This is a genomic window from Nostoc sp. JL33, from assembly GCF_017114985.1.
In the GTDB taxonomy this organism is placed as follows: Bacteria; Cyanobacteriota; Cyanobacteriia; order Cyanobacteriales; family Nostocaceae; genus Nostoc.
The window spans coordinates 24648-41968 of record NZ_JABXKP010000096.1 but is presented as its reverse complement, the minus strand read 5'-3'; the positions used below and the strand labels follow the sequence as shown (position 1 = coordinate 41968).

The window sequence follows — 17321 nt, the reverse complement described above, 5'->3', positions numbered from 1 at the left end:
AGGTGCGAGAGTACGGCACCCTTTATAAAGATTTGATGCCGTACTCTCGGCGTTAACACACCCTACAATACCTAATTTTTTTCATAAATCAAACCGGATTCCTATATAGCAGTCTGCTTTGATTTTTGTTCGCGCAGCGTGGCGTAGCCATAATTATTTGCGTAGACAGGGAGTAGGGATTAGGGAGTAGGGAGTGGGGAAGAAGCCTTTTTGGGGTGTACTGATTTTTTTCAAAAATCAAATAGGAGTCCTATATATAGTGTAAGTATTCAGTAAGTCAATTTAATATCAAGCTAATATGATCGAATATTTTTAAGTGCAATTATTGAGGTTCTATACCACATTAACATAATTTATGCAAGCGAAAATATCTGGAGCTGCATACGCAAATATACTGGGAAAATCAAACATATTTATTGTTGTTTTTCTTTTAACTCAGTAAATATACTATGACAATAATTATCTAATACAGATATCCTTTATTAAAGGTTGTTTTAAAAGTCCGACTTTTCTTCTCTACGAGATGCTAACGCAAACTGGTATAGTTCAGAGAGTTCAGGGTCAGCAAATTATGAAGGACATGCGAATGCTTACTACAGTTAGGGATAACGAAGAGAATGAGTTCTTGAAACAGCTGTTAATAGAGGCGAACGCCAGGACTAATCAAACAAATTTGCTGACTATTTTTGGCAGCATGCTAGCTTCTATTATCGTCAGTTTAGCGTGTAAAGAATCAGAGGAGCAGATTAAAGTATTGCTTCAAGAAAAAGAAGTGCTATTAAAAGAAACTCATCACCGACTAAAAAATAATTTGCAGATTCTTTCTAGTCTGCTAAGTTTGGAAGCAGAGTATCTCAAGGATAATCGAGCAATTGAAGTATTCAAAAATAGCCAGAATCGGATTCAATCAATGGCTCTAATCCACGATAAACTGTATCAATCTAAAGACCTGGCAAGTATTAATTTTGCTGAATATATCCAAGACTTAATAACTAATTTGTTGAATTCATACAAACTTAATTCTACCGCTATTAACTTGAAAATCAAGATTGAGGATGTTTTTCTAGTGAGTGATGCAGCTATTCTTTGTGGCTTGATTATCAATGAACTTATTTCAAATTCTCTAAAACACGCATTTAACCAAAGAGAATCAGGAGAAATTTGTATTGAGTTTTGCTCCCTAAAAGCAAATTTATTTACACTTACTATCAGTGATAATGGCGTTGGTTTTCCCAAAGACTTTGACTTTCAGACTACAGAATCATTAGGTCTGCGATTAATAAAGGGTCTCACAAATCAGCTAAGAGGGAACATTGATTTTAGCAATAACAACGGAGTAAAGTTTAAAATTACATTTTCGACTAAAAAGTTATAATTCCATCAATCAAACACAATCATGAACAAAGTAAATATATTAATTGTTGAAGATGAATTCATTGTGGCAATGGATATCAAAAAGCGGCTAGAAAAATTTGGATACACTATTTTTGGGATTGTCGATTCTGGAGAAGAAGCAATTGAAAAAGCAGCAGATGATTCTATAGATTTAATTTTAATGGATATTATACTACAGGGAAAGATGGACGGTGTGGAGTCCGCCCAGATCATTCATAATATTTTTAATATTCCAGTAATCTTTCTCACTGTTGATGAAGATGAAAAAACATTAGAACGAGCAAAAGTAACAGATCCATTTGGCTACATTATCAAACCTTTTAAAGAAAAAGAATTAAAGTTTAATATTGAAATTAGCCTATCTAAACATCGGATTCAAACAAAATTAAAACAGAGTGAACAATGGCTGACTACCGTACTTAAAAGTATTGGGGATGCGGTGATTACTAGCGACGCATTAGGAGCAGTAACTTTTATGAATTCGGCTGCGGAGCTAATAACGGGTTGGAAATATTCAGATGCATTTGGTAAAGAAGTAATAGAAGTATTCAATATTGTTGATGAAAAGACTCGGATAAAAATTGAAATTCCTATAAAACAAGTCATTGAGTCTGGCATTATTGCCCATTTATCAGAACCGACTATACTTATTGCTAGAAACGGTGCAGAAATACCAATTAATGATAGTATTGCACCGATTAAAGAGGACGATGGTAACATCACAGGTGCAGTTTTGGTCTTTCAGGATATCAGCGAGCGTAAGCAGATATTGGAGGCACTAGGGCGTCGTCAGCAAGAATTCAAAGTACTAGTTGAAAATGCACCTGATATTATTTCCAGATTTAACACTCAATTGCGCTACGTTTACGTTAATCCAGCTATTGAAAAGATTACAGGAATATCAGCCGAAACATTTATTGGCAAAACAAACGCCGATTTAACTCTGCCGTCAGAATTTTGCCAGATATGCGATTATAAGCTCCAGGAAGTTTTCCAAACTAAGCAAGAGATTGAGTTTGAATGCACTTTAGCGATCGCTTGGGAAACAAAACATTACCATACCCGTCTTGTGCCAGAATTGGGTAGCGATGGTTCAGTATATTTTGTTTTGAGTATTGCTCGCAACATTACTGCTCTAAAAGTTGCCCAAGCGCAATTAATTCATGATGCCTTTCACGATCTACTAACCGGTCTGCCAAACCGCGCCTTATTTCTGGAACGCCTAGAACGTACACTTATGTCGGCAAAACGACGTGTAGACTATACATTCGCTGTTCTCTTTCTAGACCTAGATCGCTTCAAAAGAATCAACGATAGTCTCGGTCATATGATTGGTGATCAACTACTAACTGCGCTGGCTCGCATATTGGAAAATTGCCTGCGTGCTGGAGACACAGTTGCCCGTCTAGGGGGAGATGAGTTTACAATTTTGCTCGATGATCTCAACAACATCAATGACGTAACAACCGTAGTAGAGCGGATACACGAAGCTCTGAAATCTGCGTTCAAACTCAGTGGGAATGAGGTATTTACTACCGTCAGCATTGGCATTGCCCTGAGCAATGCTAGTTACAACCGACCGGAGGAACTCCTACGCGATGCTGACATTGCAATGTATCACGCTAAGACATCGGGTAAGGGATGCCATAAGATATTTGACTCAACCATGTACACCCAAGTAACGAAGCTATTAGAGTTAGAGATGGATCTACGACGGGCAGTTGAACGGCAAGAGTTTCTGATTCACTACCAGCCAATTGTTTTGTTAGGAACTTACAAGATTATTGGCTTCGAGGCTCTGGTTCGTTGGCAGCACCCGCAACACGGATTAGTTTTTCCAGGCAGCTTTATTCCACTGGCAGAAGAAACTGGGCTGATTATCCCTATTGGTTATTGGGTACTCCGCGAAGCTTGTCGTCAGATGCACGCTTGGCAAATACAATTTCCTGCTGACCCACCCTTGACAATCAGTGTAAATCTTTCCACTAAACAGTTTTCAGATCCGGCGCTGATTGAAAAAATTAACCAAATTGTGCAAGAAACTGACCTGGAAGGCAGCAATTTAAAACTGGAGATTACCGAAAGCGTACTTATGGGAAATATTCAATTAACAAGTTTTATGATTTTGCAACTGCAAGAGATGAATATTCAATTACAGTTAGATGATTTTGGCACAGGCTATTCATCCTTAAGTTACCTGCACCGTTTTCCAAGTAGTGCCTTGAAGATTGATCGTTCTTTTATTGCCAAGATTGGTGCTAATGAAGAAAGCTTAGAGATTATTCAGACGATCATCAGCCTAGCCAAAAATCTAAATAAAGATGTAATCGCGGAGGGCGTAGAAACGGCGGAACAGCTAGCACAACTTAGAGCCATGAAATGCAAGTACGCGCAGGGATATTTTTTCTCAAAACCCCTAGATAGCAAGTCGATAGAGAGATTAATTGCATTTGGCATTCAGCCGATACAAGGATAAGCTAAGGGATTTCCAAGAAATAAATTATCCAAGAAAGCGAGGCGCAGAGGGCACAGAGAAAGGAAGAGGTTGCGATCGCGCTATCCTCCACATACACCTTCTTTTCATAATCACCTTGCTCCTGAATTCTGAATTCTTGTTCAACTATGGGGTTTCCCCTTGTCCCCCTATCTCCTTGTCGCCTTGTCCTCTTGGGCCTTTTTCTCTTCCGGCTCGTTCGCGTGTCAAGCTATCAATAGCATCACCCAAGGCAGTAGTTAGGCTATTGCGGGTTTGGGCGTGGTTATCCTGCTCAGTTTTCAAAGCTTGCAAGAGGCGATCACGTTCTTTGATCACGGCGATGAGTTTAGCTTGCAAGTCTTCCACAGATTTTAGTTGTTCTATTTCTTGTTGGTTCACTGTTACTGGTGTCCCAGCAGTCAGTGTCTCCACCTCAAGACCCTGTAATTTATGCACATCTGCCTTCAGGGATGCGATCGCCTGTTGGCACAGTTGGGCATCTGTGCGGCGTTGTTCTGCTTCTGTGTTGTAAAGCTGACGCCATTTTTGGGCACTTTCCCAAGCAGCATCGCGATCGTGTTGAAGTCCCGCCATCTGCTCTTTGAGTACCTGGATTTGGGCTAACCACTGTTGTGTTAAATCTTGATTCATAAATAAATAGTTATTAGTCAATGGTCATTACTGATATCTTCCACTAGTCCCAACAATCGCCTAGTAATGAATTACTCTTGCTTATAGCTAAAGTAGTTTAAAGACTACTAGTAAACGGTTTTAGTCCACTTGAGTGGACTTGGGCTATTAGCCTCAGACTTAAGTCTGAGGCGGGCTAGTTGGCTGATCGAGAATGGCGCAAGATATCAGATTAGTCAATAGTCAATAGTTAACCAATTTTGGATTTTGGAGAAAGCGATAGCGCCACGGAGAGCGAGTCCGCGTACTCCTGCGGAGGACAAGCTAGCAAGAGCGTCTCGTAGAGAGCGTCTTTTGGATTAACCTCGCCCACAAGGGGACAAGGCTTGAAGATTTGGGATTTGGGATTTTGAATTTATTCCGTCCACTAGGGGCAGGGCATGAACCGAAATAATCTAAAATCTAAAATCCAAAATCTAAAATCGTTAGGTCAATAGTCAGAAACTTTACCTTTGCTCCCACACTTCCCACCCTCACCCAGCAATTTTAGGTTAGCTCAGTAGTAGTGAAACCAAAAGCATTTGCGTATTTTTTTAACTTTGGACTCAAAAGTACTTTAAGTTACTTAATGCATCAACCGCTACCCACTTTCATGGTTAGCGCTAGGATAGCTATGTGTTTTTTCAAGTATAAATATGGCTCAAACTTTTTACGTAAATCCAGTAATAGGCAGCGATACCAACCTTGGTAGCCAACAAGCCCCATTCAAAACTATTACCCAAGCCCTTAAGGTAGCTACAGATAACACTAAGATTCAACTGGCAAATGGAAATTATAATGCTGCTAGTGGTGAAGTCTTTCCGCTAACTATTCCATCTGGGGTGATAGTGGTGGGTGATGAAGCAAACAAAGGCGATCGCATTTTGATTGAAGGAAGTGGTAACTACCTAAGCCGTACTTTTGCTGGTCAGAATGTCACATTAGTGTTGCTGGATAAAGCCGAACTCCGAGGAGTGACTGTAACAAATCTGGCTAGCCGTGGTAGTGGTGCTTGGATTGAATCAACTGCCCCTACTGTTGCTAATAGCACCTTCACCAACTGTAAGCGGGAGGGAGTATTTGCTACAGGTGAGGCTAACCCAGTTATTCTAGGTAATGTGTTCACTCAGAATGCAGCCAATGGAATTGCGATCGCTAAAAATTCTAAAGGTCAAATTCTAGATAACACCTACTTCAAAACAGGTTTTGGCATTGCTATTAGTGATACTGCATCACCCATACTTCGAGATAACAAAATTTATGAAAACCGTTCTGGGATTATCATCTCTGGTAGTGCTCGTCCCTTATTGCGTAACAATGTCTGTGAAAATAACACTGACGATGGGATCACGGTAATTGGAACTGCCCTACCGGATATCGGCAGTACCAATAACCCAGGCGGCAATACTCTACGCAATAACGGTAAATTTGATTTGCAAAATGCCAGTTCCAACAAGCTGGTTTCTGTAGGAAATAAAATAGATACGTCTAAAGTCACAGGAAACCTAGAGTTTGCAGATAGTTCGGTTCCGACACCGACACCTACGCCGACACCGACACCTACGCCAACTCCTGCGCCGACACCTACACCGACACCGACACCTATTCCCATTCCTATACCAACACCGGCACCCACTCCGACACCGACACCTACGCCTACTATCGAATTAACCGATATTGCGAATCATTGGGCAGGTGACTTTATTCGGGAATTAGTCAAGTTGGGGATAGTCAATGGTTTTCCCGATCGCACATTTAAACCAGATGCGACAATGACACGGGCGCAATACGCCGCATTACTGGTAAAAGCTTTCAATCCATCGTCAAACCGCCCCGCGATCAAATTCAAAGATGTACCAGCAAACTTTTGGGCATCCAAGGTAATTCAGCAGGCATATGAAGGTTCATTTCTCTCTGGTTTTCCCGACAATACCTTTGCCCCCAACAAAAATATCCAGCGCGTGCAAGTGATTGTTTCCTTGGTGAATGGATTAGGATTATCTGCTGATGGGACAGCAACTATTAAAGTTTTCGATGACCAAGCAAAGATTCCTGATTATGCTAAGGATGAAGTAATCAAGGCTATTCAAAAGCAGATTATCGTCAATCACCCGAATCTCAAACAACTCAATCCTACCCGCGATGCTACACGCGCTGAGGTAGCGGTGATGGTATATCAAGCTTTGGTAGATGCTAATCGTGTAGCAGCGATCAACTCACCTTATATTGTGACTGCTTGATTTTTAAACTGGTTTGTTTTGCAAAATCGCGTAATTTTTGTAGGGGCAATTCATGAATTGCCCCTACGACAGGTGTGGTTCAAATAAATCAAAACAGATGTAATTTCACAAACGCGCGGTTTTTACTTTCTACTCGAACGGGGGCAAATTATTCGGGTCAATACCCTGAGATTGCAAATAAGCAATCAGTCGTTCTTTTTGCTGACGTTCTTGTTCAGCGCGTTGGCGTTCTTGTTCGGCGCGTTCGCGTTCTTGTTCGGCGCGTTGGCGTTCTTGTTCAGCACGTTCGCGTTCTTGTTCAATCTGTTCCACAGCCCACGGTAATAAATTACCAGCTTGATCCCACCAGCGCAACCAATAACCAGTGCGAGCTTCTTTTGTTCCTTGCCAAGTTCCCAAAAATAAGCCCATTACATCAATCCAATGACGACCATTTTCGTCGGGTAACTTTAACTCATAGCGTTTATTTTCCAGTTGATAATATTCTAATAAACCGCCATCTGGTTCAAAAATTACGTAGATGGGAATCTGTAAAATTTGCTCGTAGAAAAACCATTTTCCTGGTGGATAAGTTCGCTTTACGGAATATTCTCCACCTTCAGTCTCCGATAGAAATTCGATGGCGATCGCTGGGATATCTCCTTCTAAATTGGGTGTATAACTTTTACGATTGCCCACAACTTGATTCACCGATGGCACATAAACCCAGTTAGGTGCTTTGGCAATAAATTGCCCGTTGATTGTCGCACAAAGACCAAAGTTTGAAGCTATCAACATCTGGGGTTGGATGAATCCACTGATTTCTAAGCTTTCACGCAAAGCACCAGCCAAAAGTGGCTGACCTGTATTCTCCACTGGTTCATCCTCTAGTTGAAAATCCTTGGGCAAGGCTTCCCAAGATATTACCAGTTCAGTTTGGGATTTGGCTTGGCTGAGTTGGGTTGCCATAAACACAGCATGAATTTATTTTTGATCTTATCGCTTCCATGACAGCGATCGCCGATGATGTCAGTATCAAAAAAAGTTCTATCCAATTCGTTGACATTTTTTTAACAAAGAATTAAGTATAGTAATCCGCTTTGATTATTGAACTGACTTGCGTAGGCTGGGAGTGGGCAGTAGGGAGTGGGGAGTAGGGAATAAGCCTTTTCGATTAGTACTTAATTTGTTCAAAAATCAAATAGGAGTCCTATATAAATTATAAAGTGGCAAAATATGCATCCTAATATTCAGTTCCTAGAAAAGCTCTCACCGAATTTTAGATTTTAAATTTTGGATTTTGGATTGTTGGCAGAGCCTAAGAAGAGAAGATTCTTGCGTTCCATTATTTAAAATTAAATGACTTGCCCCTGACTTGATTGCTGGGGTCAATCTAAAATCTAAAATCCAAAATCCAAAATTGTCTGACTTGCCCACCATGAATTAAAATAAATCTAAATATATAAGAATATTAATAAAATCTAGATAAAGATTTTGTTTTGTTAACAAAAAGAATGCAGTTGAATCGAAGTAATTTCCTCAGATTTCTGATCCAGTCAGAGCCAGGAAAACCAGCAATATCCAACGGCTTGCGAGCTGCGTTAGCTTTGGGGGTTCCCATGCTAATTGGGCAACTTATCAACCAAAGGGAAACCGGATTGTTTGTCGGTTTAATCGCTTACTTTGTCAACTTAGCTAATGTTGGTGGCCCTTACCAGATCAAAGCTAAGGCGATGGCGGCCGCTACTTTGGGAATAGCTGTTTCAGTATTTGTGGGTACTCTAGTCGCTAGAGTTCCAGCGTTAGCTGTGGTGCTGACATTTTTCTGGGGGCTTGCTTCCGGTTTTGCGTCGCTGTACGGTAATGCTGGTGCAAATGTCGGTTTGGTGGTAGGGATATCATTTATTTCCACGATCGCACAGCCGGGAAACTTGCAAGTCGCACTCATGCGATCGCTGCTATGTCTAATTGCCGGTGGATGGGCGATGCAACTTACCCTAGTAATGTGGCCTTTTAGACCTTATGACCCACTACGGATAGCTTTGGCTGACTGCTTCAGTGCAATCGCCAACTACATTCAGGCATTTCTCGGTAAAGTAGCAACACCTGAAAATATTCTCGAAATTAGAAAGGCATTAGAGACAGCACGGACTACTTTAGGTACATTACGGATTGGACAGTCGGCTCGAAGTTGGATGAATGAGTCGTTTTTGCTGCTAATTCAGGATGGCGATCGCTTGCTTGGCTCAGTTATTGCCTTAACCGAGTTATTAGAAACTCACTTCCAACAACAGCAATATCACGCAGTCCAGCAATTAGTAGACGATGCACTCGCACAAATATCAGTCATTCTTCAAGCCATAGCAAAAGTCATATCTCGCAAGCCTGCTAGCATCGACTTGGGGAATCTCAACCGCATCTATGAGGCACTGAAAGAACAAGAAAGTCTGCAAAGAAAAGCAATTGCGGGGAGTGAGACAGACTACACAACTCTCGTTGCTCTCAGTAACCTGGTGCTGATGGTAGAAAAGCTGATCAAGCAATTGCAATACACGGCTCAGACAGCTAAATCTCTGGCAGATCGCAGCAAAATCAGCCAACGTGATGTAGATAGACTTCTTTTAGTTGAAGAGGAACAGCGATCGCTCTTAAGTTTACTCAAAGATAACCTCACCTTAGACTCAGCAATCTTTCGCCATGCTCTCCGCATTGGTGTCGGTCTAGCTGTAGGCGTAATATTATACACAGTTACCAATTTACCAATGGGTTATTGGGTAACGCTGACAATCATGCTAGTCCTCAAACCAAACTTGGGTGCAACTTTCCAGAGGTTTTTCCAGCGAGTTGGCGGGACTATCTTGGGAGCTGTCTTAGCTGCTATCCTACTTGCAACCATCACGAGTAAGCCTGTATTAGATACGATCATTCTGCTGACAGTATTTTTTGGCGTTTCCCTAATCCGTTTTAACTATGGATATTCGGTGGTTTTCTTGTCAATATTTGTCTTACTGATTATCGATATTGGTCATCCGATTAGCTGGCAATTTGCTGGCTTTCGGGTGTTGAATACCTTAATTGGGGCGGGACTAGCTTTTGCGAGTCATTATTTTATCTGGCCAAATTGGGAACGCGATCGTTTACCCAGTCAACTCGCCACGGCGCTACGAGAATGTCACAAATACTTTCGGGATGTGATGGCTGTTTACGAGGGCACAAAAGAGCGTGACTCTAGCATTATCAGTCAACGGCGACAAACTGGACTAGCAATTGGCAATGCCCAAGCCTCCTTCCAAGGATTGCTGCGCGAACCCAAAATGCACAAAGAATTAGTAGAACCAGTGATGACGCTGCTGCTGTACATAGGACGTTTCACTAACGCCGTGACAGTTTTGGCAGTACATCTCGAACATTTTCGAGGAACAACAGCGCCACTCCCAGAATTAGAAACCTTTGTCCGCCAAATTTCGCTAGTGTTAGAGCAGTTAGCTGATTCAGTACAGCAGGAAATTACCCCACCGCCCTTACCTGACTTGGAAGCAACGCTGCAAAAAATCCAACCGCACCTGCAAGCACTGCGTACAGCCCGCATACAAGAGTTAGCTATCAATCAAGGACATACACCGATTCGTCAGGCAGTCATTGATTACAGCATATTAGATTTGGAGATTGACCAGATTGTGCGGCGGTTAACTGCTATGCACTCAGCGATGGTACGGCTAATATCAGCGAAATAAAAATAATGTTGGGTAACGCTTACGCTCAACCCAACCTACAAGATCAGCGATCGCAAATGCTATTTCAGCGATCGCAATTGCTATTTCGGCGATCGCAATTGCTATTTCGGCGAACCCATTTGTTACTTCGGCGAACCCATTTGCTATTTCGGCGAACCCATTTGCTATTTCGGCGAACCCATTTGCTATTTCGGCGATCGCATTTGTTACTTCGGCGAACCCATTTGCTATTTCGGCGATCGCAATTGCTATTTCGGCGATCGCAATTGCTACTTCGGCGAACCCATTTGCTATTTCGGCGAACCCATTTGCTATTTCGGCGAACCCATTTGCTATTTCGGCGATCGCAATTGCTATTTCGGCGATCTCAATTGCTACTTCGGCGATCTCAATTGCTATTTTGGCGATCGCACTCTATCAGCTAATTTGCTCTAGCAGTACCTCATTAATAACTGTTTGATAGCCAATACCTCTTTTTTCGGCTTCTTCTTTTGCCCAGGCTAGGACTTTCGGGTGAAGTCTGAGGGAAATTAATTCATACTTCTCATCTTCATGTTTTGCTGGTCTACCCCGCTTTCTCAACTTCATGCCAAACTGTTCAGAAATCGCTTCTCTGAATTTCTCACTTTCTTCTGGTGTGACTCGCCTCGCCCTCTCGAAAGGGAACTCAGATTCCTTCTTCATATTTCTTGCGCTCTATTTTTGTCGCTTTTCTCGCACTTATTATCCTGATCTGTTCGCCACGCATTGTAAAGACAACCACGATCATTGAGCCATTTTTAGCTTCGTTTCTTATAATCAGAACAATAGACGATTAAAAAATCCTATGTCAACGCCCGAAATCGAAGCCAGACTTGCAATTTTAGAAACCGAGGTTGCTCGCCTTAAGCAGCAACTCCCCGTTTCTCCTATTCCTTGGTGGCAAACCATTTTAGGCACATTTGCCAATGATCCAGCTTACGACGAAGCGATGCAATTGGGGCAACAATACCGTCAATCTCTTCGCCCTGATTCTGACTCCCCCCTCGACGTTTGAGATGTACCTCCTCGATACCGACCATATCAGCGTCTTTGACCGAGGTGGAGCTTCAGCCCAGCCACTTCTTGCCAAAATAGCCCGTATCAATCCCAATGAAGTTGCCACCACGATCGTGACTTACGAGGAACAAATGCGGGGTTGGCTCAGTTACATTGCCAAAGCCGATTCCATAGAAGGGCAAATCGCTGCGTATCGCAAATTAGAAAATCAACTTCTTAATTACCGAACCATCGTTGTCGTCAGTTTTGATGAAAGAGCAGGGCAAATGTTCCAAAATCTTCGCAAATCCTATCCTCGACTAGGTTCAATGGATCTCAAAATTGCTGCGATTGCGCTTGCCCATCAAGCAACTTTGCTGACTCGTAATCTAAAAGACTTCGGACAGATTGAGAATCTTAACGTTGAAGATTGGACAGCCTAAACCAATTGATCCAACTCAATCACTCGAAGCTTTTCCAACCGGGCGATCGCCCTTATTTCTAGATACCTGTAAAATTAAGCAAGAGCGATCGCATGGTGGCGGATATGATCTTCAATAAAACTGGCGATGAAATAATAACTGTGGTCATAGCCTTCTTGGTAACGCAAGTTTAGCGGCTGGTTAAGATCTGCACAAGCTTGCTCAAACACCTCTGGCAGTAATTGTTCAGCTAAAAATTTATCAGCAGTTCCTTGGTCAATGAGAATCGGACTGTGATATCCTACTTTTTTGACTAATTCACTAGCATCATAAGCACGCCAACTTTCTTGATTGTTGCCAAGATAACCACTGAAAGCCTTTTCACCCCAAGGACAACGCATAGGTGCAGCGATCGGTGCAAAAGCTGATACTGATTTGTAGAGTTCTGGGTTTCTCATCGCACAGACAAGCGCCCCGTGTCCCCCCATCGAATGACCGAAAATGCCTTGTTTTTCAGGTTGGGTGGGGAAATTTGCGGTAATTAAAGCCGGTAGTTCCTGGACGACATAACTATACATTTGGTAGTGTTGACGCCACGGTTCTTCTGTAGCATCAACATAAAAGCCCGCACCCGTGCCAAAGTCCCAGCCGTCATCCTCACCTGCAATGCCAGTATTACGCGGGCTAGTATCTGGTGCAACCAATATCAAACCGTACTCAGCCGCAAAGCGTTGCACTCCCGCCTTAACCATAAAATTCTCTTCTGTGCAAGCCAATCCAGAGAGGAAATAGAGAATCGGCACAGGTTTTTGACTTGCTTGTGGTGGTTGATAGACAGCAAAGCGCATTTCACCGTTACAGGTGGAGGAGTGATGACTGTAAAAGCCGAGTTTGCCACCAAAGCTTTTATATTCTGAAATGAGGTTGAGGTTAGGCATTGGTTATATTCTCTTTCCTGAGCGGCTGCCAAAGACAGATTATTTTAACCTAGATTAATATTATGCAGGTAGCGATCGCATCTCAATCAACCCTGTGACGTCGGTAACTTAGTCCCGCACCTTTTACAAAACCCAGCATCTACATCATGGAAAGCCAAACCACAACCTGAACAAACTGTTTCTACCTGATTAGCAGTTTTCACCACTCGCTTAATTAAATCTCCCACTTGCCAAGGAATCAGCGCAATTCCGGTGAAAATCATCAATACTGTTAGCAAGCGCCCTAATTCAGAAATTGGAATAACATCGCCAAATCCTACAGTTGTCATTGTGACAACAGAGAAATAAAATGCATCCAAAAATGTACCGTAATTTTGAGGATTAACCGGATGCTCGACTTGATAAATTAAGCCAGAGTAAATAAAAACAATTGCAAATAATGTAAATAATATTCGCGTAAAAATCATTCCATCTTCGGTGCTGATACTGGCGAATAAAAATTTTCTATCTATAAATCTGATTAATCGTAAAATCCGAAACCATCGCAGTAGGCGGATAAAGCTAATATCCACCATCCCTAGAAAAAATGGCAAAATTGCCATTAAGTCAATAATCGAATAAAAGCTAAAAATATACTTAATTTTGTTTTCTGCACTCCACAGACGGAGTGAATATTCCACCGCGAAGATGATCACGATCGCAGTATCAGCTACATTCAACTGAAACCGCGTAGAATCAGGAATATTATATGTTTCTGCCACAAAAATTCCTGATGATAGTAACACCAAAAAGGCAAGTGTTAAATTAATCGCTTTACCTATTGGTGTTTCCAGGTCTTCTAAGTAAAATTCAGTTTCTTGTCTGCTGAGTAACATATTCGACCATTAATTAATCTTAATTCTCAGTTATAACATTAGAAATACGATATTATTAATCATTATCCTTATGTTAACCTCAGCTTATATGAACCCAGAATATTTTATGCGTTTAGCTTTGGCAGAAGCAAAAGAAGGAGATGCACCTTATGGTGCTGTGATTGTTAAAGATAACGAAGTCCTTGCCGTAGCTCATAATACTGTGAGGAGAGACAACGATCCATCAGCCCATGCGGAAATCAACGTCATTCGTAGTTTAACAGCTAAACTAAAAAATCCTTCTTTAGAAGGTTATAGCATATATACAACTGGCGAACCTTGTCCGATGTGTGCAACTGCTTGTGTTTGGAGTGGTTTATCAGAAATTGTATATGGTGCTTCAATTCAAGATTTAATCTCGGTAAATCAATCACAAATTAATATATCTTGCGAGGAAGTGATCGCTAAGTCATTTAGAAACATCAAAGTCACAAAAGGCGTTTTAAAAAATGAATGCTTGGAGTTATTTAAATAAGCTATAGCGCTTCTTAATTGAGTTCAATACAGACCTAACAAGAACAGCCGCTTAAAAAAGCTAGCGTTGGGAAGCAAGCCTCAAAACCTCTTTCCTAAAAGCAGAGAGGAATGGAAGCGAGGTGAGAGTGTATTGCATACCAACGAGAAGCGCTATATGAAAAAACTTATTTTTAAAACTAGCCTTTTGAACTACTTCTGTTAATGCGTAAGTCCTAAAATATTCGTATATATTCCATAGTTTTCTGAGTCATAGCAGCAAAAAATTATTCTTTGGGGACAACCATTCTTTTGTAGCTGTTCATCGCATATTTTCACTGCCACTTTAGCGGCTAAAGCTTTAGGATATTTGTAAATACCAGTACTAATGCAAGGAAATGCCAAACTATTAAACTGTTTATCTGCGGCAATTTGCATACATTTGTGGTAACACTGAGCTAGAAGTTCAGGTTCTCCGTGATTACCTCCTCGCCATACTGGCCCTACGGTATGAATGATGAAGCTTGCAGGTAAACGATATCCTTTGGTTAGTTTAGCATCGCCAATCTTACATCCTCTAAGTGACCTACACTCATCAACTAGTTCTGCTCCAGATGCCTTGTGTATCGCTCCATCTACGCCACTACCGCCAAGCAGACTAGTATTTGCAGCATTGACGATCGCATCAACTTCTAGCTTTGTGATATCACCTAAAATCACTTCCATAAAACAATTAAGCGTAATCAAGACTCATTTATATAGTACAAGTGTAGTATATAAATGTCCACCAGAGAGTTTTAGGTTCAAGTTTAACGATCAGTTGGGGATCTGCTGCAATTCTCACGAATCAAATAGAATTGCTATAGAGGTTATAATTATAAATTAGGAATTATTTAACTTGGCTCATTTAAATAGGATAAATATGTATTTGCCCAAATTGCAGCTTGAGTGCGATCGCGCAAATTTAACCTGTTTAAAATATTCGTAACATGATTTTTTACTGTCCCCTCAGAAATGTAGAGTTGGTGAGCAATTTCTCGGTTACTAGCGCCTGTAGCAATTAACTGCAAAACCTCTTTTTCTCTAGGAGTAAGTTCACCTAAACTAGATGGTACAGGCAGTGACTGGGTTGGTGCAACATGAGAAAACTGAGTCAACAGTTTTTTAACTATACCTGGGCCTAGTTGAGTATATCCTTTATGAACGGCACGAATAGCAACAGCTAATTCTTCTGATGGTGTATCTTTCAATAAATAACCCATTGCTCCATTTTGCATCGCTGCTGACACATATTCATCATCATCAAAAGTCGTCAGTACTAAAATCTTAGTTTTGGCAAAACGTTTTTGAATTTCGCGCGTGGCTGCAACTCCATCCATAATCGGCATTCTGATATCCAACAATATTACATCTGGCTGTAATTGAGCAACTAAATTAATCGCCTGTTCACCGTTTTCTGCTTCTCCCACTATCTCTATATCTGGTTCTAGCTCCAATAAAGCTTTTAAACCTTGACGAATTAAACTTTGGTCATCTACCAGCAACACTTTAATCATCATGTCAACCTCGTTAAGGGAATATTAACTATAATTTTGCAACCAGAACCAGGAGCGCTATTAATATTAAACTCACCTCCTATTGCTAAAGTGCGATCGCGCATACTATGAAGTCCAAAACCAGTAGTATTTTGCCCTAAATCAAAACCTCTACCATTATCCTGAATTATCAATCGTAAATTTCCTCTTGTGGTAGTGAGTTCTAGTTTAATCTCTGTTGCATACGCATATTTAGATATATTTGTCAATGATTCTTGGGTAATCCGGTAAATAGCGGTATTGATTTCAGGTGGCAGAGTATATTCAATGTTGATTTGATAAATTGGTAAAATGCCATTGGAGCGATGAAAATTTTCTGAAAGACTAGCGATCGCCAGTTCTAAAGATTGCTCTTGTAAGGGATTAGAACGCATAGTAGAAACAGATTGGCGGACATCTTTTAGCGCTTTTGAACCTAATTCTTTTGCTGTTGCTAGAAATGTTTCAGCCTTAATTGGGTTAGATTGCCATAGTTTTAAAGCAGTTTCTAATTGCAGATTTAAAGCAGTTAGAGAGTGCCCTAATGAATCATGAATTTCACGAGCAATGCGGTTACGTTCTTCTAAGGTAGCTTGATTTTCAATTCGCATGGCATATTGACGGAGTTTTTCGTTAGCGATCGCTAGTTTTTCTCGACTGTGCCGTTCAGATAATACTGCATTCATCATCAACAACACAAAAACTAAACTTAAGCCAAATACTAGCGACCAATTCAAGCTCAGAAATCGAAAGCGTTCTTGCGCCTGTGGTGATGCTTGAAAATTAAATAACTGGTACTTTAGTTGTGTCGTAAATAGAAACAAGCTAAATGATAGACTTGTAACGAATAAACGCCCAGGTAACTGAAATATTAAGCAACTGCGAGTAACTAAAATTATGTAAAGAAAGGGGAAAAGGCGAGCAAATCTCTCACCAAAAAGTCCAGTCATTAAAATCAATAAAATTTCAATGGCTGTGTAGACTACCTTAGTTATCTGGTTATTCTTAGGTAATGTTAAACCCATTAGCGCAAAAATAATCAGACTATAAATTGACAGTTGTGGCAATATGCTACAACCTGACAAGTCTGGAAATACACCACAAATTGATAGTTCTGGAGGCTTAGGACGAAATTGCCGTAACGGAGGTGGTATAACTGCTGTCAATGCAGTAATCGCCAGTAGTGTCCACTCCAGATAAAGTAGAGACGGAAAAGGGTGTTTCTTAATTTGAATTGGACGATTCATCAGTTGCTTCGCTCCAGTTATGGATTAGTTAGGAGTTAGGAGTTAGAAGTTAGGAGTTAGGAGTCGCGAATATTTGAGCCGCGTTAAACAAAATAATTTTCACAACTCAGATAGGATTGCTATATAAATCAATCATAATAAAAATCTTGCTTATTCCAAATTCCTAACTCTTAACTCTTAACTCCCCACTCCTAACTATTTATTGTCAATCACATTTGTCAAAATTGAATCATGACTTTAGTCATGGGTAAAACCATGACTTT

Annotated in this window: 17 protein-coding genes; 8 read left to right on the top strand and 9 right to left on the bottom strand. The window is 40.9% G+C overall.

All coding sequences use genetic code 11. The annotated features are described in order from the left end of the window. Window positions 1-586: 586 nt before the first annotated feature. Together HWQ23_RS28730 and HWQ23_RS28725 are read left to right on the top strand one after the other, a co-directional pair. Window positions 587-1375 carry a sensor histidine kinase gene (locus HWQ23_RS28730; RefSeq protein ID WP_292836384.1) on the top strand — a complete coding sequence of 263 codons (789 nt, stop codon included), beginning with the start codon at window positions 587-589 and terminating at the stop codon, window positions 1373-1375. Between the two features lie 21 nt (window positions 1376-1396). Further along, window positions 1397-3871, top strand: a complete 2475-nt coding sequence (locus tag HWQ23_RS28725; protein ID WP_292836381.1) for a GGDEF domain-containing response regulator — start codon at window positions 1397-1399, stop codon at window positions 3869-3871. 144 nt (window positions 3872-4015) lie between these two features. Here HWQ23_RS28725 and HWQ23_RS28720 read toward each other — a convergent pair whose 3' ends face one another. Continuing rightward, window positions 4016-4522, bottom strand: coding sequence for a hypothetical protein (locus tag HWQ23_RS28720; RefSeq protein WP_292836378.1), 507 nt, complete (start codon window positions 4520-4522; stop codon window positions 4016-4018). Between the two features lie 674 nt (window positions 4523-5196). Here HWQ23_RS28720 and HWQ23_RS28715 point away from each other — a divergent pair. Further along, window positions 5197-6780 (top strand): DUF1565 domain-containing protein, encoded by a 1584-nt coding sequence (locus HWQ23_RS28715; RefSeq protein WP_292836375.1) that lies wholly within the window; start codon window positions 5197-5199, stop codon window positions 6778-6780. A 129-nt stretch (window positions 6781-6909) separates the two neighbouring features. Here HWQ23_RS28715 and HWQ23_RS28710 read toward each other — a convergent pair whose 3' ends face one another. Beyond that, complete coding sequence (locus HWQ23_RS28710) at window positions 6910-7728, bottom strand: Uma2 family endonuclease (protein WP_292836371.1); 819 nt, start codon at window positions 7726-7728, stop codon at window positions 6910-6912. Window positions 7729-8273: 545 nt separating this feature from the next. Here HWQ23_RS28710 and HWQ23_RS28705 point away from each other — a divergent pair. Continuing rightward, entirely contained in the window at window positions 8274-10493 is a 2220-nt protein-coding gene (locus HWQ23_RS28705; protein WP_292836368.1) for an FUSC family protein, read from the top strand. 5 nt (window positions 10494-10498) lie between these two features. Further along, window positions 10499-10918 (top strand): hypothetical protein, encoded by a 420-nt coding sequence (locus tag HWQ23_RS28700; RefSeq protein ID WP_292836365.1) that lies wholly within the window; start codon window positions 10499-10501, stop codon window positions 10916-10918. Here HWQ23_RS28700 and HWQ23_RS28695 read toward each other — a convergent pair. Continuing rightward, the gene (locus tag HWQ23_RS28695) at window positions 10911-11177 is read right to left on the bottom strand and encodes a BrnA antitoxin family protein (RefSeq protein ID WP_292836362.1); all 267 of its coding nucleotides are present in this window, start codon (window positions 11175-11177) and stop codon (window positions 10911-10913) included. The genes HWQ23_RS28700 and HWQ23_RS28695 overlap by 8 nt on opposite strands. Next, the gene (locus HWQ23_RS28690) at window positions 11161-11262 is read right to left on the bottom strand and encodes a BrnT family toxin (protein WP_292836359.1); all 102 of its coding nucleotides are present in this window, start codon (window positions 11260-11262) and stop codon (window positions 11161-11163) included. Before HWQ23_RS28690 ends, HWQ23_RS28695 begins: the two co-directional genes overlap by 17 nt. A 57-nt stretch (window positions 11263-11319) precedes the next feature. On the opposite strand from HWQ23_RS28690, the gene HWQ23_RS28685 reads away from it, so the two are divergent. Together HWQ23_RS28685 and HWQ23_RS28680 are read left to right on the top strand one after the other, a co-directional pair. Continuing rightward, window positions 11320-11529: a hypothetical protein gene (locus HWQ23_RS28685; RefSeq protein ID WP_292836356.1), complete on the top strand. Its 210-nt coding sequence runs from the start codon at window positions 11320-11322 to the stop codon at window positions 11527-11529. A 1-nt stretch (window position 11530) separates the two neighbouring features. Further along, a complete protein-coding gene (locus HWQ23_RS28680; protein ID WP_292836353.1) occupies window positions 11531-11953 on the top strand; it encodes a type II toxin-antitoxin system VapC family toxin in 423 nt (140 codons plus the stop codon). Between the two features lie 74 nt (window positions 11954-12027). Here the strand turns inward: HWQ23_RS28680 and fghA are convergent, their stop codons facing one another. After that, window positions 12028-12870, bottom strand: a complete 843-nt coding sequence (gene fghA, locus HWQ23_RS28675) for an S-formylglutathione hydrolase (protein WP_292836350.1) — start codon at window positions 12868-12870, stop codon at window positions 12028-12030. Window positions 12871-12956: 86 nt separating this feature from the next. Then, complete coding sequence (locus tag HWQ23_RS28670) at window positions 12957-13745, bottom strand: ion transporter (RefSeq protein WP_292836347.1); 789 nt, start codon at window positions 13743-13745, stop codon at window positions 12957-12959. A gap of 88 nt (window positions 13746-13833) precedes the next feature. Here HWQ23_RS28670 and HWQ23_RS28665 point away from each other — a divergent pair, with 88 nt between their 5' ends. After that, complete coding sequence (locus HWQ23_RS28665) at window positions 13834-14259, top strand: nucleoside deaminase (protein WP_292836530.1); 426 nt, start codon at window positions 13834-13836, stop codon at window positions 14257-14259. Between the two features lie 200 nt (window positions 14260-14459). Here HWQ23_RS28665 and HWQ23_RS28660 read toward each other — a convergent pair whose 3' ends face one another. The 3 genes from HWQ23_RS28660 to HWQ23_RS28650 all read right to left on the bottom strand — a co-directional run bounded on the left by HWQ23_RS28660 (window position 14460) and on the right by HWQ23_RS28650 (window position 17058). Next, a complete protein-coding gene (locus tag HWQ23_RS28660; RefSeq protein ID WP_292836344.1) occupies window positions 14460-14963 on the bottom strand; it encodes an O-acetyl-ADP-ribose deacetylase in 504 nt (167 codons plus the stop codon). 167 nt (window positions 14964-15130) lie between these two features. Continuing rightward, on the bottom strand, window positions 15131-15793 hold the full coding sequence (locus tag HWQ23_RS28655) for a response regulator (RefSeq protein WP_292836528.1): 663 nt from the start codon (window positions 15791-15793) through the stop codon (window positions 15131-15133). Next, the gene (locus HWQ23_RS28650) at window positions 15793-17058 is read right to left on the bottom strand and encodes a sensor histidine kinase (RefSeq protein ID WP_292836342.1); all 1266 of its coding nucleotides are present in this window, start codon (window positions 17056-17058) and stop codon (window positions 15793-15795) included. Before HWQ23_RS28650 ends, HWQ23_RS28655 begins: the two co-directional genes overlap by 1 nt. Window positions 17059-17321: the final 263 nt, after the last annotated feature.